At 45.6% G+C, this 22,837-nt stretch carries 14 protein-coding genes; 6 read left to right on the top strand and 8 right to left on the bottom strand.

Annotated elements, in window-relative coordinates:
- The first annotated feature begins 100 nt into the window (after window positions 1-100).
- Together N646_RS16660 and N646_RS16655 are read left to right on the top strand one after the other, a co-directional pair.
- Window positions 101-1,714, top strand: coding sequence for an alpha-amylase family glycosyl hydrolase (locus tag N646_RS16660; RefSeq protein ID WP_017820115.1), 1,614 nt, complete (start codon window positions 101-103; stop codon window positions 1,712-1,714).
- Window positions 1,715-2,045: 331 nt separating this feature from the next.
- Complete coding sequence (locus tag N646_RS16655; protein ID WP_017820116.1) at window positions 2,046-3,662, top strand: endonuclease; 1,617 nt, start codon at window positions 2,046-2,048, stop codon at window positions 3,660-3,662.
- Window positions 3,663-3,761: 99 nt separating this feature from the next.
- On the opposite strand, the gene pulA is transcribed toward N646_RS16655, so the two are convergent.
- Window positions 3,762-7,751: a pullulanase-type alpha-1,6-glucosidase gene (gene pulA, locus N646_RS16650; protein WP_017820117.1), complete on the bottom strand. Its 3,990-nt coding sequence runs from the start codon at window positions 7,749-7,751 to the stop codon at window positions 3,762-3,764.
- A 546-nt stretch (window positions 7,752-8,297) separates the two neighbouring features.
- Here pulA and N646_RS16645 point away from each other — a divergent pair.
- From N646_RS16645 to pdxY, 3 genes are all read left to right on the top strand, one after another.
- The gene (locus tag N646_RS16645; RefSeq protein ID WP_017820118.1) at window positions 8,298-9,494 is read left to right on the top strand and encodes a tetratricopeptide repeat protein; all 1,197 of its coding nucleotides are present in this window, start codon (window positions 8,298-8,300) and stop codon (window positions 9,492-9,494) included.
- Between the two features lie 140 nt (window positions 9,495-9,634).
- A complete protein-coding gene (locus N646_RS16640; RefSeq protein ID WP_005458312.1) occupies window positions 9,635-9,823 on the top strand; it encodes an AbrB/MazE/SpoVT family DNA-binding domain-containing protein in 189 nt (62 codons plus the stop codon).
- A 101-nt stretch (window positions 9,824-9,924) separates the two neighbouring features.
- Window positions 9,925-10,794 (top strand): pyridoxal kinase PdxY, encoded by an 870-nt coding sequence (gene pdxY / locus N646_RS16635; RefSeq protein ID WP_017820119.1) that lies wholly within the window; start codon window positions 9,925-9,927, stop codon window positions 10,792-10,794.
- A 65-nt stretch (window positions 10,795-10,859) separates the two neighbouring features.
- Here pdxY and sstT read toward each other — a convergent pair whose 3' ends face one another.
- The 7 genes from sstT to malT form a co-directional block, all read right to left on the bottom strand.
- Window positions 10,860-12,077: a serine/threonine transporter SstT gene (gene sstT, locus N646_RS16630; RefSeq protein ID WP_017820120.1), complete on the bottom strand. Its 1,218-nt coding sequence runs from the start codon at window positions 12,075-12,077 to the stop codon at window positions 10,860-10,862.
- A 356-nt stretch (window positions 12,078-12,433) separates the two neighbouring features.
- On the bottom strand, window positions 12,434-13,510 hold the full coding sequence (rsgA, locus tag N646_RS16625; RefSeq protein WP_017820121.1) for a ribosome small subunit-dependent GTPase A: 1,077 nt from the start codon (window positions 13,508-13,510) through the stop codon (window positions 12,434-12,436).
- A gap of 275 nt (window positions 13,511-13,785) precedes the next feature.
- Window positions 13,786-14,094: a PTS transporter subunit EIIB gene (locus N646_RS16620; RefSeq protein WP_005384641.1), complete on the bottom strand. Its 309-nt coding sequence runs from the start codon at window positions 14,092-14,094 to the stop codon at window positions 13,786-13,788.
- Entirely contained in the window at window positions 14,084-14,698 is a 615-nt protein-coding gene (locus N646_RS16615; RefSeq protein WP_017820122.1) for an SCO family protein, read from the bottom strand. The genes N646_RS16620 and N646_RS16615 overlap by 11 nt, the downstream gene beginning before the upstream one ends.
- A gap of 9 nt (window positions 14,699-14,707) precedes the next feature.
- Entirely contained in the window at window positions 14,708-15,133 is a 426-nt protein-coding gene (locus N646_RS16610; RefSeq protein ID WP_017820123.1) for a hypothetical protein, read from the bottom strand.
- Window positions 15,134-15,376: 243 nt separating this feature from the next.
- A complete protein-coding gene (locus N646_RS16605) occupies window positions 15,377-16,294 on the bottom strand; it encodes a polyprenyl-phosphate transporter (RefSeq protein ID WP_017820124.1) in 918 nt (305 codons plus the stop codon).
- Between the two features lie 578 nt (window positions 16,295-16,872).
- On the bottom strand, window positions 16,873-19,581 hold the full coding sequence (malT, locus tag N646_RS16600; RefSeq protein WP_005374834.1) for an HTH-type transcriptional regulator MalT: 2,709 nt from the start codon (window positions 19,579-19,581) through the stop codon (window positions 16,873-16,875).
- Between the two features lie 734 nt (window positions 19,582-20,315).
- On the opposite strand from malT, the gene N646_RS16595 reads away from it, so the two are divergent.
- Entirely contained in the window at window positions 20,316-22,769 is a 2,454-nt protein-coding gene (locus tag N646_RS16595) for a glycogen/starch/alpha-glucan phosphorylase (protein WP_017820125.1), read from the top strand.
- Window positions 22,770-22,837: the final 68 nt, after the last annotated feature.

The raw sequence follows: 22,837 nt of genomic DNA, 5'->3' as shown, positions 1-22,837 counted from the left end.
AATCTATTTTTATTTATTAATCCCTGCATGAAACACATGTCGGGGTTAATTTTATTACTCAAATTTCCGTAGTTTATTTGAGTAAGTTAGGGAGAATAAAATGCGTAATATCCTACGTAACCATCGCCTGTCTCGATCGTTGCTTGCGTTAAGTGTGATTGGTGCTTTATCTGCGTGTAATTCTTCTGGTGGTGGCGACACTAATAGCAGCACTCCGCTACCGGATACCAGTTATGCTTGCCAAGCCAATGTCATGGCGCAAAGTAACCAACTTCGTACTTATCAAATCATGGTAGAGAGTTTTGTGGATGGTGATGCGAGCATTGGTCACGGTACAGGTTATGGCACCAGCCATCATAACGGCGATTTGCAAGGAGTGATTGATTCACTCGATTACATCCAAGACTTAGGGATGAATGCGATTTGGTTGACGCCAGTTTTTGAGTCAGAAGAGATAGCAGGACAAGATCATTGGGCGGATCGTTTGGACGCCACCGGCTATTTTGCGACAGATTACTTTAAAATCGACCCCAAATTTGGTGACTTAGCGACCGCGAAAACTTTAGTCGAAGAAGCACACAAACGCGGTCTGTACGTATTTTTTGATGGCGTATTTGGCCACCATAAGAATGGTTTGATCAAACCCTCGCCTTCCGGCTTGTTGCCTTCAGGCTCAAGCAATCCCGTGGATTACCCAGCCAGTCTCGATTTCTACAAAGAGGTGGCGACGTATTGGATCAAAGAACTCAAGATTGACGGCTGGCGTTTAGATCAAGCCTATCAAGTTCCGACAGACGCTTGGACACAACTTCGTAAAGCCGTCGATGAAGCCTCACAAAGTGTGACGTACACCAATAGCAAAGGCGATCAAGTGAATCCGTTGGGTTACATGGTGGCAGAGATTTGGAAAGGGGAGTCTGAGATTGCGAATGAGGCGTATGGATCGAACAGCGATCCAGCATTGTGCTCTGCGTTTGACTTCCCTATGCGATATCGCATCGTTGAAACTTTGGCCGTGAATGAGAGCGGCGTGGGTGGTCGCGGTGTGGATTGGTTAGACAACGGCTACAGCACACACAACCAATATCCAACACATGCGCAGCCGAATTTGATGATCGGCAACCATGATTTAGTGCGCTTTGGTGACTTGTTACAGCGCGGAAACTTGGCGGATGTGAATGATGCAGAATATTGGTTACGCCATAAAGCCGCGTTTGCTTTCCAAGCGGCGTACACCGGGCCAATCACGTTGTACTACGGTGATGAAATCGGGGATCAAGTGGATGGTTTTGCCGCAAAAGAAGACAACAGCACCTGTGCCATTCAAGGTTTGTGCGATGATCACGTTGCGCGCAGCAGTGCGAAAATTGAAGGCGTGACGGCGACGCTTGATGCAAACCAAGCCGATCTCAAATCTTATGTGACATCGCTGATGACAATGCGCGATGCGCATCCTGCACTTTATCAAGGGTCACGCACGAATTTAGTTGCGAGTAACGGCAGTTATGTGGACTTGAAACAATCTGGTTCGGACAAAGTCTTGTTTGCGCTAAATACCTTAGAGAGCGCTAGAAGCGTCACTCTTACTCAGGAGAGTGTTGGTACTGGTGAGTTGGTGGATTTGCTCACGAATGAAAAAATTACTCCGAGCAATGGTCAATATCAGATTCTGATGTCGCCACTACAAGGACGATTCTTTGCGGTAAAACCTTAAGGAATTATCCAGAATTGATGCTCACCAGTTGAGCTGACCACAAGCTTTCTTATAAACAAGCCAAGTGTTGTTGCTGACCCCCATAGGCGCACACTTGGCTTTTTTCTGTCTGTTTTACTTTTCCCTTAATGGTTTTACGATGATGTAGCCAACAAGTTGCTTCGCTTTTTGTATTGGCGTTTGTTTTCAGCAGGTGAATATTTGTGAGATAAGCTGCACATTAAAAAGTAAATTAACACTTGTGCAACGTAAAAATGTGACTGAAGGATTACTTATGCCCCACTAATATGTTTATCGTGTTTGGGATTTATATAACTAATGGAAAAGTATAATGAAATCCATAACGAACTCCCTCTGTCTCCTTGCTGCTGTTAGCTCTCCGTTTGCATATAGCCAAATTATCAACGGTGACTTTGAACAGTGGAATGGCAATGTACCTACGCAGTGGTCAGAGATTGACGCGGGCATTACAGTGTCGCCAAGCAGCGAACAAATCAAATCGGGCGGCCTGGCTGCCCAGGTCGTCGTGAATACAGGTACCCAAAGCAACACCGACTTTTTGCAAACCATTAATGTGGAGCAAGGGAAAACCTATCCGTTTTCTGTCTCGGTTTATCATACCGAAGGAAATGTAAAAGCACGTCTGGTGGTTGATGGTTATCACAATTACTCGAACCCACAACAGATAAACCAGTGGCAAGAGCTCGCGCACAACTACACAGCGAGCTCGAACAAGACCATCAACGTCGGTTTGCGTTTTTACGATGAAGCCAGTTTTGATGGCTCAGAAGTTGTCTACGTCGATAATTTTCAACCGACTGAGACGAGTACACAACCTCCTGTAGAAAGTTGTAGTGATCACCAAGTGGTCTTGACTCTCACAACCGATAATTATGGTTCAGAAACTAGCTGGACGTTAAAAAACAACCAAGCTGAAGTACTGTTTTCTGGTCAGGGATATGAGTCAGCAATCACCATTGAAAAGAGCATGTGCTTAGCTGACGGTAACTACCAATTCACGATTCAAGACGAGTATGGTGACGGCATTTGTTGTGGCAGTGGCGCGGGGTCGTACACGCTGACTGAGGGAGATAAGACTCTTGCTTCTGGCGCTGAATTCTCGAAAAGTGAAACCACCGATTTTACGTTAGGTGACTCAACCACGACCCCACCAGTGGTTGATGGTTACTATCAAGCGGCATCTGGTAAGACGGGATACGCTCTAAAAACAGCGTTGTTTAACATTATCAATAATCACTCCAGCCGAGGCTATTCTGCGGTCTGGACCTTGGTAAAAGATGCCGATATTGATCGTTATTACGAAAATGATGGCTCTATTCTCGATATGTATTCTGAAAAGCCATCTGCTAGCGATACAGTAAGCTTTACCAAAGTCACAGACCAATGTGGCCAATACAAAACGGAAGGGGATTGCTACAACCGTGAGCACTCTTTTCCGAAAAGCTGGTTTGGCGGTAAGGTTGAGCCGATGAACTCAGACGGTCATCACTTGTTTGCAACTGATGGTTATGTAAACGCGAAGCGCAGTAATTGGCCATTTGGTGAAGTGGGCACCGCGACCTACGTGTCTAGTAATGGCTCTAAACTTGGACAAGCAAGCACTAGTCTGGGCTACTCCGGTACGGTGTTTGAGCCGATTGATGAGTTTAAGGGCGACTTCGCCCGTGCTTATTTCTACATGGCAACCCGCTATGAAAATGTTGTAGGTAACTGGGAAGGCAATTCAAGCAATGCGGATGCTGTCCTTGATGGTTCAAGTTCAACGGTTTTTGAACCTTGGATGTTAAACATGCTGAAACGTTGGCACAAAAATGATCCCGTTAGTGAAAAAGAACGAAACCGCAATCAACAAGTGTTTGATTTTCAGGGCAATCGTAATCCATTCATTGATCATCCTGAGTTTGTTGAACAGATTTGGGGAAACTAACACCTTTTTGATTTTGGTATCCACCATTTAGTGACGCCAACAAAACAAAGGGGAAGCGTGATGCTTCCCCTTTTTCATTACGGATGTTTTTAAATGAAACTAGTTTTTCGTTACCGTCACGATTGGCGCCGACTTGTCAGCCGCATTGAAGTGGAAGTTGTAGTTTCCTGCTTCTGCAATCGCAATTTTTAGGTTTGCGCTACCGCCACCGGCTTCCATCGTCAGCGCTTTACCAAGCTCAACACTGCCTTCACCACCGAAGTTGGTGTCTGCTGCCCAGTCTGCGCTCGCAACTTTCATCTCGTAGTTGCCCGCCGCTAGGGTAATGTCTAGCGAATAAACGTCATTTGCAACATAGCTGAACTTCGCTGTTGAGTCTTGTGCTGGAGCATCCCATGTAGTGATAGTGCCACGTAAGTAAAGTGCTGTTTCACCGAATGTTGGTGCATCTGCTGACTTGGTCACTGACACGACCGGTTTTTCTACGCTTTCATCTTGAACATGTAGCGCGTTCAGAGTGAAGTTGTACTTACCTGTTTCAGCAACAGACAGCTTACAGTTACCTTCTGAACCTAATTCTAGTGAACCAGAAGCTATATTCGCAATATCACAACCGATGTTTGGATTTGCCCAACCAGAGTCCGCGAATTTGAACTCGTGTTCACCAGCTTCAAGAACGCCAGTTACAGAGTACATACCGTTGCCAATAAAGGTCATCGCCCAATCACTGCTATCAGACCACTCGTTCATCGTGCCTTTCACGTAAACAACGGTTTCGCCGTAAGGAGGAATGCTCGATACGTCTTTGTTATCCGTGTTTACTGGTAGGCCAGCACCTTGTGCGCCGTTTTGTGGCTGCACGAATACCGCTGTTGTCAGTGCTGGTACTGTGAACGTTTCATTGGTGAAGCTTGCACCTTTGACGATGTCATCCGCAGAGTTTTGTTGAACTTCATGCAGTTCGAAACCAGTTGCGCCAGCAACTTTGAAAGATTTCTCAGTTGATGTTGAGTTCACAACGGCCACGACAGCATCGTAGTTCGAATCTAAATCGGCACCCGCTGATGTACCATCGTCGATAGACATCACAATCAAGCCTTCCACTTGGTCTTTCCCTACGTTGCGGAAGTCCACACGGTTCATCACTTCTTGCGCGGTATCTAGGCGGAATAGTTCGCTTGTGCTACGGATTTTTAGTAGCTCTAGGAATTGTTGCTTAGTCAGCTCGATGTCGGTTGAATCTGGTTTCGCCGTGCTGTCACCAACGATGGTTTTGATCAGCTCCCAGTTTGCACCGTCTTTGTCTTCACGTGGTAGACCAACGTTCCAGTTATTGTCGCTTCCGTCGAAGAATACACGGTTGAACCAGTCACCAGAATCGTACGAGTCGCGCTGCATAGATTTAGAGCGCAATAGCTCAGAACCCATGTGGATAAATGGAATGCCTTGACCAAGCATCACCGTTGATAGGGACACAGACTGCATACGTGCACGCTCGGCAGATGAAGTGCCTGTCGCAATCTTGTAGGCGTTGTTATCCCACAATGTTTGGTTGTCGTGCTTAGACACGTAAGAGATGTTCTCTGATGGCACTTTTGTGTAGCCTGCAGGCGCACCATTGTAATCAACGTTCTTACCCAGTTTGGTTTCGCCTTTGTAATCAAGAAGGATGTAATCAGCCAAGTTACCAGCCATACCTAGACGAACCAGATCTTGGTTGTGTAAACGACCATTCACCGACTCTGCGTCAGTTTTGGTTTCTTCGTTAGGATAAGCGGCGTTACCAAAGCCTTGGTTAAAGCGAAGTGGGTGCTTACCTTCAGAATCTACACCGCCATCAAACGGGCTTCCGCCACGAACTGCGTCACGCAGACGATCAGAGAAAGTACCGATTTCTGTCCCCGCCATGTTGACTTGTGTCGCCTGATCGAAGCGAGCGTTTTGCGCGACTTCACCAAAGTCCCAACCTTCGCCGTAGAACAAGGTATTCGGGTCAATTTCACGGACTTTTTCAAGTGCGTAAACCATCACATCTTTCGGCTGGTGGCCCATAAGGTCAAAACGGAAACCATCGACTTTATAGTCATCCGCCCATACCATCAATGAGTCAACCATTAGTTTACCCATCATCAAGTTCTCGGTTGCGGTGTTATCACAACAGGTTGAGTTTTCGACGCCGCCAGTGTTGACGTTTAGGCGGTGGTAGTACCCAGGGACAATCTTATCCAGTACTGATTTTTCGTTCACACCAGATGCATTTGTGTGGTTGTACACGACGTCCATGACCAGTTTCAGATCCATTTTATGCGTCGCTTGAACCATTTCGCGGAACTCAAGAATACGCTTAGACCCGTTAGGATCGGTCGCATAACTGCCTTCTGGCACGGTGTAGTGGTAAGGGTCATAACCCCAGTTGAAGCTGTCTAGCATGCGAAGATCGTTCATCAACGCTTGTGCTTTGCCCGTTGTTGGGTCGTAGCTATTTAATACCTCTTCAATTACTTTGCCGTCATCTTCGGTCTCACAAATGGAGGCTTCTGGCTTGATGCCACAAAGTTTACCCACGGTGTCGGTGATATCGACTCGCTTGTCAGCGTCTTCATCCACGGTTGCAATATCAAACGCAGGCAGGATATGTAGCGTTGTTAGGCCAGCATCTTTTAAAGCTTGTAAGTGAGATACAGACTCACGCTCAGGTTCTGTAAGCGCCAGATATTTGCCATCAAGACTTGGTGTGCCTTTGCTGTCGTTAAAGCTGAAATCACGAATGTGTGACTCGTAAAGGACGTGGTCTTCGTCTTTTTTAACCGTTGGGCGTGCGTAGTTTTTCCAATCTTGAGGCATTAAGCTTGGATCATCTAAATCAACCACTTGCGAGTATCGTGAGTTCTTAGACAAGCTCATTGAATATGGGTCTGTTACCAAACGCGTTTCAACGACGCCAGTTGTTGGGTGGTATACCTTAACTTGGTAGCGATAATATTTGTTGACAACGTTGCTTTGTGCCTCAGAAACCCAGATACCTGTTGCTGGGTCTTCCGTCATGGCAACGGTCGCTTCTTCTGCTAAGTTTTCATCGTAGATTATCAGATCAACATCTTGGGCAGTTGGTGCCCATAGTTTGAAGGTTGCGGCACCGCCTTCCACAATCGCACCGAGTTCTTGACCGATCGCGTTACCTGCCTTGGAATCGGCAAACACCGCATCCAAAACGCCCGGTTTTTGCACTTCAGTTGCAGAAATGACGTCACCATTTGCGTTGTAAGCCACCATAACGATTTGTGACTTCAGGATCGTACGCAAGGTCGCGTCATCGACATCGATACCCGCAGCTTGAAGGCTAGCAAGGTGACGGAAGCGTGATTTCAGACCATCAGACAACTCACCAGCTTTTGTCAGCTCAACTGCTGTACCGCCAGAGATTTGCTTATCTTCATCCATTTTGATGTCATTGCTAATGCTGTAGAACAGCTTCATGGAATCCGCACTGGTCGCCGCTTCCCATGCAATGGTGTTGGCGTCTAACCAATGGGCTTTTTGACCATCAATATCAACAGGGCGCTCTTCTATTGGCTCGTAGTAAAGTTCACTGCTGCCGTGGAAGCCAAACAAACCTTTCGATTCGCCGATTTTCGTCAACTCTACTTTTGAGTTTGCGCTGCCGAACGCTTTCTCATCACCTTTGTGCAGAATGAAGTTCATGCATTCGTGTGGGTCAGAGGCGTCAGGGTTTATTTTCAGTACGTAGTAAGCACCGTAGGTGTCGTTGATGCCATCGAATGGGTGTGGCGCAGACCAATCCGTTCCTGTTCCCGGAATGCCCATTGCGTCTAAATCTGTGCTGGTACAGCCCTCACCGTTCCATAGGTGCAAGCCCCAACCTTCGTAGTCGCTTGCTGTTGAAGCTGATGCTACGTCACGTTTGTAATAAATGACGACTTCGTTCTCTCCCGCAGGGTACAAGCCTGAGCCAGGGTTCGTCGTATCTTCGTTCGTGCTATCACTACCACAACCGCTGATTACCGCGACGGAAATCAAAGGCAGTACGGTTTTGGCAATTGTTGATAATTTAAATGTCTTATTGTCCACGTTTACAAATCCATTGTTATTGAATTGATATTGAGCTGCGCGCTGCCTTCGCTGACTCAATCATCAAGAAGGTTTTGCACACGCTAGAAAGGCAGATGCCAAAAAAGGAAATGTTCAATTAGATGCTAATACACTGAATCATCAGCAAAATGTGAGAGCAGGCTGTTAAGTTTTTTACAGGTGCAAATTTTCTGTCACAGTCGATTTTGTTCACAAATTAAATAATAAAACAGGCGCATAGTGAGAGATTCTGCACATCATTAAAATGTGAATTTTTATGGGAGGAGTAAGGGGGGATGATAGGGGATGAGAATGTCTCAGCCCCAAAACCGTGATTAAGTTCTATAAAAATGAGGGCTATATTTTTCTTTTAAAAATAAGTTGCAGTGATGTTGAATAAAATACCGCCATTAAGTCTTCGCAAGCTTCAGATTTTCGCTAAGTGGTCGTTATATAATGAAGGTAGTCGGCGTTACGTCGGCGCGTAATCATAAGATTTCCCTGAAAGGGAGTTGAATTGGGCCCTGAAACCAAAAGAGGCTATTTATGAGTAGTATGGGCATTGCCATTGCGGCAACTGGCCTTTCACTCGTCCTGATATTTGTGTGGATGATCTCGTTGTCGATGCGGAAACAGAGACTCGAGGCAGAGAGGAAAGCTCGCGAAGCCGCTTATCGAAAGGCGATGCATAAAGCGCGAGAGCAAGAGCGTAAAGAGCGAGAGTTCAAAGCAGAAACCGGGCATATTCCCACCATTTTATTTCTAGCGAAAGAAGCCGAAAAGGACAACATTCGTCAAGCGCTGTATTGGTATGATAAAGCAGCTAAATTGGACAATGTGACGGGGATGTACGGCATTGTTCGCTTAAGTGAACGCATGCGCGAAGATGTGATTTTAAAAGAGCAGGCAAACTTCTGGCGTACCGCAATTGCGGGAATGGAAGGGGATACCGAAGCGAAATTTTCGACGGGCAAGGCCTTGGTCTTTGGTCGAGGAACTGAAAAAAATATCCCAAAAGGTAACCAACTGATTGAAACTGCCGCCGAAGAAGGCTGCATTGATGCCATGATTTATATGGGGGAATGGCAGCTTTCACCAGACAATAGTGCAGGACGCAGTGCAGATGCGCTTTACTGGTTTATGAAAGCGGCGGAAAAAGACAGTGCAGATGGCAAGATCCAAGTCGGCTTATGTTACCTAAATGGCATTGGTACAGAAAAAAGCATGGTTAAAGGTTGCTACTGGCTGGAACGGGCCGCGGAAGGTGGCAGTGCTAAAGCGATGTATCATGCTGGCGAAGCGTGGAAGGATAAAGGTAAAACGGGTAATGCAATTGCTTACGTTTGGCTGTTTCTTTCGGCCAATATGGGCTACCAACCTGCGCGTACGTTGCGTGATGAAGTGGCGACCAATATTGGTGTTGATGTTGTCGTTGGATTGCAGTCCATAGCGAAGCCGTTGCAAAGAAAGCTGGCCTCAGGAATGGTGAGAAAGCACTCTATTATTCGAGCCCTTAACAAAGTGTACAAACGCGAAGCGTATTTTCCTGCGGAAGAGGAGCTCAATGCGGTGTTGAATGATGAGAATAAAGACGCCTCCGAAGCTTGGGAGGAGGCATCAACACTAGATTTTCAGCCTAACATGACAACGGTAACAGCAGAAGGTCAGGCAAGCACATCGCCCAACGAAAAAAAACTTTCTAAAGAGGCGCTCGATTTCACTCAAAACTTCCTTCAACCATAACCTATCTTATCCAGAAGCCTCAAGAGTGAGGCTTTTCTTTTGTCTTTAAAATGTTACGCCAAATCCAAGTCAGCTCAAAGTATTTGAGGCTAGACATCCAATGACGTGAAAACTCATTTTCGACATTTGGAGGACGAAAGATGATAAGTCAACCTGTTAAAATCGGTGACGATACCGCCGTAGTCATTCCAAGCGCAATCCTGGCTCAGCTCGGGATAAGGGAAGGAGATACCCTAGAAATCGCACTGAATAAAGACAAAATGGAAATTAAGAAGATGGTGTTGAAAACCAGCACTCCAACTTACTCTGAAGATATTGAGGAGAATTGAGTTAGAGAATCTTGGTTTGTCGGATACACTACTGGTTTCGCAAAACTGGCGCTTGCCGCTGTCTTTGAACTATCGATAACAACAATAAGAGGTAAGGTACTATGCAAGGTATCCTCTCTATACAATCTCATGTTTCTTTTGGTCATGCTGGTAACAGCAGTGCCGTTTTCCCAATGCAACGCATGGGTTTCGAAGTATGGCCGATTCATACCGTTCAATTTTCTAACCACACGCAGTATCAAGAAGGCTGGACTGGGCGAGCGTTTGCGGCTGAAGACATCAGCGAGTTAGTTCGTGGACTTGGTAACATCGGCGCGCTGGAAAAGTGCCAAGCGGTATTGACGGGCTACCAAGGTAGCGCAGAGCAGTGCCTTGCTGTTGAAGATACCGTGACGAAAGTGAAACAAGCAAACCCGAACGCACTTTACGTTTGCGACCCTGTGATGGGCGCGCCAGACAAAGGCTGCATTGTGGCTCCGGGCATTGCTGAAAATCTTCTAACGCGTTTGATGCCAATGGCGGACGTGATCGTTCCGAACCAATTCGAGCTAAGTCAATTTGCTGAGATGGAAATCCACTCACTAGACGATGCGATCACCGCATGCCAACGTGCGCTAGAGAAAGGTCCAAAGGTGGTGCTAGTTAAGCACCTTTACTGCCTAGAAAATGGCAGCTTCAACATGCTATTGGCTACGCAAGAAGGTATTTACCTTGCGAAGCGTCCTCAATTTGAGTTTGCTAAACAACCTGTTGGCGTGGGCGATCTTATTTCAGCTATCTTTACCGCGGGACTCTTAAAAGGCTGGTCTCCTAAGCAAGCTTTCCAACATTGTCATGACGCATGCTACGGGGTGTTAAGTGCAACGTACCATGCAGGCGAATGGGAGCTGCAAACTATTGCGGCGCAGCAAGAGTTTGTTGAGCCAAGCAAAAACTTCCCGATTGAAGAAGTGGCTCTGGTCACCGCATAATTGAGCGCAATTAAACAAAAAAGGGGAGCCATCATCGGCTCCCCTTTCTATTTGTTCTGTCAGTCTTACTGAGCTTTTTGCTGCTCTGATTTACAAACTGCTGCCGTAAAGACAACGTCTGTTGAGCTGTTTAGCGCAGTTTCTGCAGAGTCTTGAATCACACCGATAATGAAGCCAACCGCTACAACCTGCATTGCTACGTCGTTTGAGATACCAAACAGGCCACACGCAAGTGGGATAAGTAGTAGAGAGCCACCTGCAACACCTGATGCGCCGCATGCAGAAACCGCAGCTACAATACTTAGAAGTAGCGCAGTCAGTAGATCAACTTCGATACCCATAGTGTGCACAGCTGCAAGCGTTAGCGTTGTGATAGTGATTGCAGCACCAGCCATGTTGATGGTCGCACCTAGAGGAATAGATACTGAGTACGTATCCTCGTCCAGTTTTAGCTTCTCACATAGTGCCATGTTTACTGGAATATTCGCCGCACTTGAACGAGTGAAGAACGCTGTTACACCACTTTCACGCAGACAACGGAATACAAGTGGGTAAGGGTTTTGTTTGGTTTTAACGAACACGATCGCCGGGTTTACAATGAGTGCGATGATCATCATTGCGCCAAGAAGAACCGCCAGAAGGTGTGCGTAGCTTGCTAGCGCGCTAAAGCCCGTTGTCGCAAACGTTGAAGCAACCAAGCCAAAGATACCAAATGGTGCAAGACGAATGATAAAGCGCACAATGTGAGACACGCTGTGGCTTAGATCTTCAAATACGGCCTTCGTTGTTGCCGATGCGTGGTGTAGTGCAAGACCCAGACCCACACCCCAAGCAAGAATGCCGATGTAGTTTGCTTCTACTAGTGCATTTACTGGGTTGTCGACCAGTTTAAACAACAATGTGCGTAGAATTTCAGCAATACCTTGAGGAGGCGTTGCACCTTCAGCGCCGGTGACAAGCGTTAAATTGGTCGGGAAAAGGAAGCTTAGAACCACTGCTGATAGCGCCGCGAAGAATGTACCCATCAGGTACAGTACAACGATTGGGCGCATGTAAGTGTGTTGGTTTTTCTTTTGGTTTGCAATTGAAGCGGCAACCAAAATAAACACAAGAATTGGCGCGATCGCTTTAAGCGCACCGACAAAAAGGCTACCAATTAATCCCGCGCTTTCGGCATGGCTTGGAGAAATTGTCGCGAGCAAAATACCAAAGACGATACCGACAAGGATCTGGACGACGAGGTTACCACGAGCATATCGGGCAACGAGGCTGTTGTGTTGCATACATCATTCCTGCAATTTTATGCCAGAGTGGCAGGGCAATAGTCCATCATTACACGGCGATAATGCCCTTATATTACAAGGGGTGAGCATTGCTTCTGGTCACTAAGACACATGATTATCAATTATCCTGTTTTTATAAATTCAGCCATTTTCTTGCTGAATATCACATATCTTAGCTTGGTAATATTTTGTGTCTAGTTTTAGTTTGTTTTTGGATTAAATGTTTGCTCAATGTTATTTAAATAAGATTTTTATGTTGAAAATTATCATTAGTTATGAGTAATGGTTTTTAATAAAGTTGTTAAAAAGGAGACTTTCGTCTCCTTTGATTTTATTGACAACTCAAACGCAACAAATTAATAACTTTGTTGGCGCCTGCGCTTATCACTCATGGCATTTCGAGTGAGTTTCCCGAACTGTCGACTTTGAGCTCGTTGCTCTGCCAAAGTCGCACCGTTAAAGGCTTGTTCTCGCAATAGTTTTTGATAGTTATTGAAACGACGAACTTCCAGTTTGCCATTTTCAATCGCAGTTTGAATTGCGCAACCCGGCTCAGTTTGATGCTGGCAATCACCAAAGCGACAACGCTGAGCGAGAGCCTCAATGTCAGAAAATGCCTCACTGACCCCCGATTCACAATCTGCTAGTTGAAGCTCGCGCATTCCCGGAGTATCAATCAAGATGCCGCCATCAGGTAATAGATGGATAGAGCGCGATGTAGTTGTATGTCGCCCTTTGCTATCGTCTTCACGAATATGCCCAGTTGCCTGTTCTTGTTGCCCGAGTAATGCATTAACAAGAGTTGATTTGCCAACGCCTGAAGAACCGATAAAAGCGAGGGTTAGTCCTTCTTTGCACCAGGTCATGAGTTTAGAAGCACTCTCTATTTCTAAGCCGTTGACTGCTTCTATAGCTAATAGAGGGTCGAGCTTCTGTACTTGGCTTTTTAGTTCATCAGTATTGTCACACAAATCGGCTTTGGAAAGCACGATGACGGGTTCGACTTCGGCTTCATGAGCCAAGGCAAGATAACGTTCAATACGACTTAAATTGAAGTCGTCGTTAAGGGAACAGACGATAAACACTGTATCCACATTGGCTGCGATGAGTTGCTCTGCCACTTTGCTGCCAGCGGCTTTGCGGCTAAAGAGGCTCAAGCGATCCAGTAAGCGAACAAATTGCTGATCTTCATTTAAGATTACCCAGTCTCCGACGGTCATGTTGGGTAAAGAATGGTGGGCATTAAGATGAACTTGCCCAGTTTCTGTTGCCAATAAATAACCACTTCGGTGATGCGCAATTACACGAGCAAAGATAGTGTTGTCGTAATCGTCTAATGTCAGTTGTTGCTGAAAAAATGGTTTCCAACCCAATTGTTTTAGAGGGTTTGAAGTTGAAACTAATGTGTCACAAAAAGTATGTGTTTGATTCATTATTGAATTATCCCAGACGCAACAAAGCGCCTTAATACAAATCGCATTAGGGTCTAATTCGGATAGAGTTGACCCCGGTGAAGACCGGGCAGAGAAGGGGAGTTGTGGCTATGCCACAGAGTTGGTGCTGTTAGGGTTACCCTTGCGATGCCCAGTTAGTGTTATTCAATACAATCATCTTGTGTCCTCTTCGTTGGTTAATAAATAAGTGAGTTAATTAAGCCAAAAGAGTATAGCCGCCGTTTTTTAAAGAGGGTAGCTATACTGCAAAAATATTAACTTTGTTTTGTGATGCGCTCTTCCATAATCTGCGAATACGTGTTGGCTTTTAAGCCGTATATGATTTGGACATGACGATCATCCAATATCACGACGCCATGCGCGCCATGATTTTTGAGTGCGTTCTTATCGATGACGGACGTCGCTCTGAGGGTAAGGCGCAGCCGAGTCGCACATGCACCAGTTTCTAGCAGGTTCTCTATGCCCCCAATGGCGTCAATGATCGTATCGACGTCTTGTTCGACATTGGGGTTGGTATGAGTTAGGAAATTGAAAAATTGCTTCAGCACTGACTTAACCGTCATTTGAAGAGCCTTCGGTCGTTAGTTTTGAAATGGCTTCAACAATCGGTGCCGGTGAGAGTGTATGCGGTACTTTAGTGATTAACGTGCCATCCGGCTTCAAGAAGTAAAAGTAAGAGCTATGATCCAGCGTGTACTTTAGTTCCGAGCCTTCCAATTCTGTCTTACGGAAAATGACACCATAGTTGTGTGCCAAAGGTGTCGTTACATCAAGTGGTGCCGATAGGCCTTCAATCATTGGATGGAAGTAATGGGCATATTTTGCTGATGCATCGGCCTCATCACGCTCTGGGTCTAAAGAAATGAACATCGGGCGTAGTTGTGCTTTTTGCGCGTCGTCAATTTGATTCAGTGCCCCTGCCAGCATTGCAAGAGAAGTTGGGCAAACGTCTGGGCAGCGAGTAAAGCCAAAATAGACAACTCGGATGCGAGGGTCATTCACATCGAAGATATTGACGGCTTGGTTATTTTCCCCAAACAATACCGTTTGTTGAGAGGTGGAACTGTCCACTAGCTCTGGCTTCGTGTTCTGATTATCTAAATAGCTCTTTACGCCAAACCCGAGTGCGAAAGCAGCTACGAGAAATAGGGACCAATTGCGGCTCATAACGATTCCTTATCTTTGCATTTTTATAGCAGGGTAAACGGTATTCTCTCCATCACTGAGTTCACCAACCCAAGTCATCGCATCCTCCGTGCAAACCGGGAGAATGATGTCACCTTGATATTGGCCAGGAGCGATTTGCTTCAGCAAAAACTTAGGCTCACCCATCTCCATTTCTCTTCCTGAAAGACTTAGGATGAGTTGCTTAGCATCGCTTGTATGCCACTCAACATTTAGAGTGGTAGGAACCAAGGGTTGAGCAGTTTCTGAGTTTAGTGTCATCGTAACATTTTCTTGGACGCAAGAGGTTGTAGAGAGAAAGCAGTATTCATCTATTGACTTGCTTTGAGTGGAAGAAGAAAAGCTTTTTATTAGAGTCGGGGCATAAAATCCCGCAACTAATGCGGCTGAAACAGCGGCGATTTGTAACACTTTCATGAAGGTTCAGCATTTATCACTTAACATTACGAGCATCGTAGCACAGATGCGCCGCTCGCCAACTCGTGACCTCGGTAAATTGTGCGTTATACCTCGGTGACCAGCTTCCTAGTAACGCGACGGACTTTATTGCATCAAATACAGCAGAGTTTTCAATTGAGATGTTTTGCCCTTAGCCAATAGATAAAAACGGAGCCAATTGGCTCCGTTTTTATTTGGTTCAGTATGTGTTTGATACCAAAGTTATTTATCTGAATCTGCGAATTTCTCTAGACCCAAAACCAGAGCAATGGCTGCAAGCATCATTACGACAGCAAGTACTAACTGAGAAGGTTGTGATGTCACGTGTTCAAATTCAAATGGTGATAGGTTGTGCTGTAGCAATGGCACTTGTTCGCCCTTCGAATTGGTGCGCCAAGTGATGGTTTCTTTCCATGGCCAAATCTTTGGCAACGTACCAATCATTAATCCAGTCAAAAACATCAGGGTGAAATCACGGAACTTGCGTAGTAACCACGACAATAAGTGAGAGAAGGACAGTAAACCGATCACGCAGCCAGACAAAAATAGCGCTAATGTATCGACTTGAAAACCTTTCACTGCGGCTAATACAGGAGCATACATGCCAATCAGCAGCAAAATAAAACTGCCAGAGATACCCGGCAAGATCATCGCACAAATCGCGATAGCTCCAGCGAATAAGGTGTTAATGGCCGTTGGTTCCATGTGTAAAGGTTTGAGCACAGTAATACTATAAGCAAACCCGACACCAACGAGCAGAATGACAAAGCGGACAAGATCGCGTTGCTCAACCTGACGAATAATGTGATACACAGAGACCAAAATTAGACCAAAGAAAAATGACCAAAGTGGGATCGGGTGTGTGTCAAGAAGCCAAGTAATCAACTTTGCTAGCGTTGCAATACTGGTGAAAATGCCGGCAAACAGAGCGATTAGGAAGAATCCGTTGATGTGATTAAACGCGGCTTTAAACCCTTCTTTTCGCCAGATAGAGAAAAGTGAGGGGTTAATGCGTCGAATGCTTTCAAGCAGCGTATCGTAAATACCAGTGATAAACGCGATGGTGCCGCCAGATACACCAGGTACAACATCTGCTGCACCCATGGCGATTCCCTTGAAGAAAGTAATTAAGTAGTTCATTGCTCTAATGCTAAGTCGTTTCGATGGCAGAGAGTATACAAACATTGCGATGAAAAAAGTATGAAATAGTGCTGTAACTACTTGGTTTTATATCCAATCTATTGCCTATCTTTATTACCCGCCAAGAGACAATGCCGCCGTAACGAGCTTTTAATGCTTGGTTTACATTTTTGAGATGATTAACTCTACTATCAATTATCAATCTTGGTTGCATTGTGCAATTGCAATTTGCATTGTCAAATTGCATTTTGATAATTTGCGCGTGAATAAATCCAGCTTATATGAGATCTTGTGCCCAAAAATAAGTCTTTGCATTTTGGCATGATTAATGCATAATACTGCTCGACCCTTCTTAAGCCGAGGGTCACCTAGCCAACTGACGTTGTTAGTGAATACAATTTGTTCACACTAAATATAAGCCAATTGCGATTATTGCGGTTGGCTATTTTTTTATATGAACAACGTTACTTACGTGCTTTGCAAATTGCACTTCTCTTACTGTCAGTCATAAAAAAGGGCTGACGTGTTACGCCAACCCTTGTGTTTTACTTTACGTTTTAACCCGTTTATCGAGCAGTTCAGTATCCCATCAACTGCAGCAAATTTTCAGCTGTCACAATGGCTTCTTTACGATTAGCAATATTAAGCTTTTGGTACAGGTTGCGAATGTGGGTTTTAATTGTCGTACCTGCCACATCCAGCTCTTGTGCGATTTGCTCGTTACTAAAGCCTGAATAAATCAGTCCCAGAACCTGCCATTCGCGTTGTGTTAATGGGCTGGTACGTACTAGCTCTGGCACATTAGGGTGATTCACCAACTTTTCAATAAAGTCTTCATCAAAGTGAATTGACCGGCTACGTTGATTCGATGAAATGTCCTTCATTAACTGTTGAGCACGGTGACGCTCAAGATCGCCCAGTTCATGGCGGAGGCTCAACTTCTCCAGCAGACCGCCAATGGTTGCACCATCAATCAGGAAGTTTCCGACCATGCCAGTTTGGTTCGTCATTACTAATGCTTCTTTTAACAGTGCCTTGGCTTGCTCCTCATCTTTTTGGCGAGCAGAAAGGACCGCTTCAACCACTAAGTTGCGATTAGTATCTGTGATTAGGTTAGTGCGACGAGCTTCACCTTGGAGAAAATCTAACGCAGCACGAGCGTCGGTATATTGGCCTAAGTTAATGTGGGCGCGAGCAATGTTACGCCATTGCAATTGAGAAAAGTGGTTGCATGCCGATTCAGGACGAACCGCAGTGTTGAGCCATTCTTGCATTGCATCGGTATTCCCGCGCGCTTGCCAAAATAGAATCAACGATAGTGAAGCGTTTGCAGTCCAATCTACGTGGTAAGTCGACTGTTTCATCAAGTGTTGGATGTGCTCAATGAATTTACCGGCTTTGTCTAATTCACCGCGTCCAATCGCAATACGCGCCAACATCGAATAGCTATGTAAGTGCTTGCTTGGTGAATGGTTTTCGAGAATTTGCAGACCTTTGTACGCGCATTCTTCCGCTTCATCAAGTCGGTTCCAGCACCAAAGTACTTGCGCGCGAATACGCAGCAAAAATTCATGAAGAGGAACATGCTGAAGCTGCTGATCTTCAATCAGACGAAATGCGGAATCTTGTAGTTCAAAGGCAGCTTGCACGTAACCTTGTGCAATTAAAATCTCGCTTTGCTGCAATATTGCCCATAACGCTTGGTGATATACCTGATACTGACGAGCTAGCTTTTCAGTTTGTTGCATCATCGGCAAAGCACGGTCTAGTTTACCTAGCACGTGGTTAACTTCACCAACAACCGAAGTCGCCACAATTCGGCTACGGTAAATAGTGTTATCAAGTTGGCTAAGCGCTAGCTCCGCTAATTCGAGAGCTTTTTCTGGTTGGTTACTGTTGATAGCCACTTGAGCAAGCAACGCGTTTGCTTGACCTTGATAATGAATATCTAACGCAATGTTACGCTTTTTGTGTTCCTCTTCCGCTTCTTCAAGCAGGTGGCCCACTTGGTTATAACGATGCTGACTTTGAGCCAACCATGCTCGGAGCATCGTAAGTTTTGGGTGGCTGAACAACAGATCATCGTCCAACTTGTTAATTGAGCTTTCCAGTGTGCTGAGTTCGCCTTGGTTAAACATCTTCCAGCCGAATTCGTTTAGGATCTCTACCACTAAGTCCTTATCATTCGATTTTTGTGCATGATGAATCGCTTGGTGTGGTGCTTTTTGTTGTAACCAAGCGATAGCAGCATTGCGGTGGAGATCTTTTTCTTGCTGAGGAATACGAGCTTGGCGCTCATGAGATAAAAACTCGCCAAATAAGTTATGGAACCGGAACCAGTTCTGTTCCCCTTCGAGCGGGTAAATGAATAAGCCGTAACGGTTAAGCGATTCAATCATTCCCAGTGCATCTTCGCGTTGGGTAAGGGCAAACACTAACTCATCATTGAAGTGGTCAAGCACGGATACTTGCATTAAAAAGTGACGAGTTTCGTGATCGAGTAAGTCAAACACTTCTTCGACCAAGTAATCCCACAAGTGCGCGTGATTGAACTGCGATACCGACTCTACAGTTTGTGCCAATGTGCGGTTTTGATGTTGGGCTTGTAATGCGATCAACTGCATCGCCGATGGCCAACCTTCAACATAGGTTCTTAGGCTGTTCGCCATGTCTTCATCGATACCATCGGCGATACGCTGGTTAAAGAAGCGAGTGGTTTCTTCGGTATCAAACGCCAACATCTCGTTGCCGATTTCGATCATTAAATCACGAACACGTAAGTTTGCAGTGCCCAGAGGCGGCGCTGCACGACTGGTTACCACAACGGTGAGGTTGTCTGGCATGTGCTTTAAGAAGAAACGCATGGATTCATGGATTTCATCATTCGTGATTAAATGGTAGTCATCAAGCACCACGTAGCACTCTTGATGAAAGTCAGCCATTTCAGCGAACACTTCGCTAAATAGGGAGCGTAAAGACGAGATCTGACGTTTTTCCGCCAGTTTTTGTGCGTTAGCGCAACTGAAGTTGGTGGCTTTGTTTAATGCTTGAAGCAGATAGTTTACAAAGCGAAAGCCGTCGTTATCGCTGTCATCAATGCTGTACCAACCGACGTTTGGCTTATCGGATAGCCACTGCGCTGCCATTGTCGTTTTTCCGTAACCTGCTGGGGATCGGAATAAAACCAATTTGTAGTAAGGCGCTTGCTGTAGTAAGTCCAACACTCGTGGGCGCACGATGGCATTGTGCAGGCGTCCTGGTCGAGTAAGCTTAGATGGAATCCACATTAGTAGTTATGTCCTTATTTATGTATACCCAAATGACTGCAACGTGATCATTCTAGTAAAGCCCCCTTGAAAGCCGTCTTACTGAATGATGTCATCAGCATCAAAAACACTGTTTGAATGCCGGATAATGTCGCTACTGTTGGGGCTTGCGTCCGTCTGAAAAACCATTCCATACGGTCACTTAGATATAAAAGCTAGCGAAAACTAGAAATAACTCACATCGCCTAATTCTAGTTTGTATAAAAAGCGTACAATCCTGTGAGCTGAGTGGGATGTTACGACATCAGAAATGTTCGTTACTTTGATCCACTTCCTAATTCTCAAGGGTTGATGGATTTACCATCAACTACGCCCTTTATTTGTGATTGTCGTCACTTAAATATCGTTTGTTTCGTTAGCGTTAAGATCGCGTTGCACATAGATTACGAAAAGTTCTTCTACGCTGACCGAGTTAATGTGACCGATATTACAATTTTCACATCATCAGATGAGTGGACTATAAAAAGCGTCATGAACGGGTTTTAACCTTTCTCACATTCCATTGTGATCAAAATCACTAAGAACTGGTGCAAAGTTCACTTTGTTGAGATTTGGATCACTAACCTAGCAATGGTACCCCCTCTACGCCCTCAGCCCTCCTCCTTCAAAGGATGAGAATTAGGAGGATGTTTATTCACAGAGGTAAATGCACGATGTATGGCAGATGAATTACCAAAAGACGTGAGAATTTCGTAATGAAACCTACTCAACAAAAACAATTTGACAAGAAGTCGTTCCAAGAAAGCGTAAAGAAACACCTATCTGTAACTTACGCTCATACGATTGAAAACGCAGACAGCCGCGCATGGTACCTAGCAATGGGGCATGCTCTGGCTGAATTTACTACTCTAGATTTGCTTGCGACAGAAGAAGATCCACGCATTAAAAGTGCGAAGAGCGTTAACTACCTTTCGCTAGAATTCCTTATCGGTCGTTTGACTGGTAACAACCTAATCAGCATGGGTCTGTATGAACAAGTAACAGAAGCAATGGCTGAACTGGGTTACAACCTAACTGATCTGCTAGAAGAAGAGCGCGACCCATCATTGGGTAATGGTGGCCTTGGTCGTCTGGCTGCGTGTTTCATGGATTCATGTGCGGCACAAGAATTCCCAACTGTCGGCTATGGTTTACATTACGAATACGGTCTATTTAAACAGTCATTCAAAGATGGTCGCCAGCAAGAAGCACCTGACGCTTGGCGCGGTGTAGAAGGCTACCCTTGGGAAATTGCGCGTCCAGAACTTGCGCAAGAGATCGGTTTCTACGGTCACGTTGAAGTGATTAACGAGAACGGTAAAGAAGTTCGCAAATGGGTACCAGGCATGACAGTAAGAGCAATGCCTTGGGATCTTCCAATTGTGGGTTACGAATCAGACACGGTTTACCCGCTACGTCTTTGGGAATGTCAGGCGATTGCACCATTCTCACTAGCAAGCTTTAACAATGGTGATTACTTCGAAGCTCAGCACGCACTGATCGACGCAGGTAACATCACTAAAGTGCTTTACCCGAACGACAACCACGAGAAAGGTAAAACACTGCGTCTAATGCAGCAGTACTTCCACTCAGCAGCGTCTGTACGTGACATCCTACGTCGCCACGAAGCTGCGGGCTACTCGCTAGCGGATCTACCTAAGCAAGAGACTATCCAGCTTAACGATACGCACCCAACGATTGCGATTCCTGAACTAATGCGCATCCTGATGGATGAAAAAGGTTTAGCTTGGGAAGCGGCTTGGGAAATCAGCTCTAAGACATTTGCGTACACCAACCACACGCTACTTCCAGAAGCACTAGAGACATGGCCAGAGTCGCTAATCCAGCACCTGCTACCACGTCATATGGAGATCATTTACGAGATCAACCACCGCTTCCTACAAGACGTACGTGCAATGTGGCCGGGTGATGTCGCGAAGCAACAGAAGCTTTCTATCATCGAAGAAGGTTTCCACCGCATGGTTCGCATGGCAAACCTATGTGTAATCGGCTCTTACGCAGTAAACGGTGTAGCAGCACTTCATTCTGAATTGGTTAAGAAAGACCTATTCCCAGAGTTCCACGAAATGTACCCGACACGTCTACACAACGTAACGAACGGTATTACGCCACGTCGCTGGTTGAAGTTCTGTAACCCAGGTCTGTCTCAGCTTATCACTGAGAAAGTCGGCCCAGAATGGCCAGCGAAACTAGAGCAACTTGAAGGTATTGCGAAGTACTCTACTGACGCGACATTCCAAAAAGAATTCATGGCAGTGAAGAAAGAGAACAAAGAACGCCTAGCAACTTGGGTGAAAGAGAACATGGGTATCGAGCTCGATACTAATGCAATCTTCGATGTCCAAATCAAGCGTCTGCACGAGTACAAACGTCAGCATCTAGACTTGCTACACGTACTGTCTCTGTACCACCGTATTCTTAATGAACCAGGTTTTGAGTGTACGCCACGCGTTGTGTTCTTCGCAGCAAAAGCAGCACCGGGTTACCACCTAGCGAAAGAAATCATCTTCGCAATCAACAAGATTGCAGACAAGGTGAACAACGATCCTCGCATCGGTAACAAGCTGAAAGTGGTATTCATCCCTGACTACCGCGTGAGCATGGCTGAAATCATTATCCCTGCGGCTGACGTTTCTCAACAAATCTCGCTAGCGGGTAAAGAAGCATCAGGTACAGGTAACATGAAGATGGCGCTAAACGGTGCGCTAACTATCGGTACAATGGATGGTGCAAACGTTGAGATTCGTGAGGAAGTAGGCGATGAGAACATCTACATCTTCGGTCTAGATGTTGAAGGTGTGAAAGCGCTGAAAGCTCAAGGTTACAACCCATTTGATTACTACAATGCGGATCACCTACTCAAAGCGTCAATGGACTTGCTATTGGGTGAAGAGTTCACACCAGGTCAACCAGGCTTACTGCGTGCAACGTATGACAGCCTACTAGACGGCGGTGACCCGTACTTATGTCTTGCGGACTTTGCATCTTACGTGAAAGCGCACGAAGACATGAGCGAACAATATAAAGATCAAGCTGGCTGGGCGAAGAAGGCCATTCTTAATACCGCCCTTGTTGGCAAGTTCACGTCAGACCGCTCAATCCGCGACTACGTGAACAATATCTGGAAACTTGAAGCGGTGAAACGCTAATAGAACCTAGTTAAGACCAAGGTAGCCAAGCGCTACCTTTGGTCATTTTCCAAAAGAAGTTATTGATA

The sequence above is a fragment of the Vibrio alginolyticus NBRC 15630 = ATCC 17749 genome, from assembly GCF_000354175.2.
Classification (GTDB): Bacteria; Pseudomonadota; Gammaproteobacteria; order Enterobacterales; family Vibrionaceae; genus Vibrio; species Vibrio alginolyticus.
The sequence above is the reverse complement of the archived record's forward strand: the minus strand, read 5'-3'. Positions and strand labels throughout refer to the sequence as shown.

Coding starts and splice junctions, on each gene's coding strand:
- N646_RS16660 (WP_017820115.1), top strand. CDS start 101: ATGCGTAATATCCTACGTAACCATCGCCTGTCTCGATCGTTGCTTGCG.
- N646_RS16655 (WP_017820116.1), top strand. CDS start 2,046: ATGAAATCCATAACGAACTCCCTCTGTCTCCTTGCTGCTGTTAGCTCT.
- N646_RS16645 (WP_017820118.1), top strand. CDS start 8,298: ATGAGTAGTATGGGCATTGCCATTGCGGCAACTGGCCTTTCACTCGTC.
- N646_RS16640 (WP_005458312.1), top strand. CDS start 9,635: ATGATAAGTCAACCTGTTAAAATCGGTGACGATACCGCCGTAGTCATT.
- pdxY (WP_017820119.1), top strand. CDS start 9,925: ATGCAAGGTATCCTCTCTATACAATCTCATGTTTCTTTTGGTCATGCT.
- sstT (WP_017820120.1), bottom strand. CDS start 12,077: ATGCAACACAACAGCCTCGTTGCCCGATATGCTCGTGGTAACCTCGTC.
- rsgA (WP_017820121.1), bottom strand. CDS start 13,510: ATGAATCAAACACATACTTTTTGTGACACATTAGTTTCAACTTCAAAC.
- N646_RS16620 (WP_005384641.1), bottom strand. CDS start 14,094: ATGACGGTTAAGTCAGTGCTGAAGCAATTTTTCAATTTCCTAACTCAT.
- N646_RS16615 (WP_017820122.1), bottom strand. CDS start 14,698: ATGAGCCGCAATTGGTCCCTATTTCTCGTAGCTGCTTTCGCACTCGGG.
- N646_RS16610 (WP_017820123.1), bottom strand. CDS start 15,133: ATGAAAGTGTTACAAATCGCCGCTGTTTCAGCCGCATTAGTTGCGGGA.
- N646_RS16605 (WP_017820124.1), bottom strand. CDS start 16,294: ATGAACTACTTAATTACTTTCTTCAAGGGAATCGCCATGGGTGCAGCA.
- malT (WP_005374834.1), bottom strand. CDS start 19,581: ATGTGGATTCCATCTAAGCTTACTCGACCAGGACGCCTGCACAATGCC.
- N646_RS16595 (WP_017820125.1), top strand. CDS start 20,316: ATGAAACCTACTCAACAAAAACAATTTGACAAGAAGTCGTTCCAAGAA.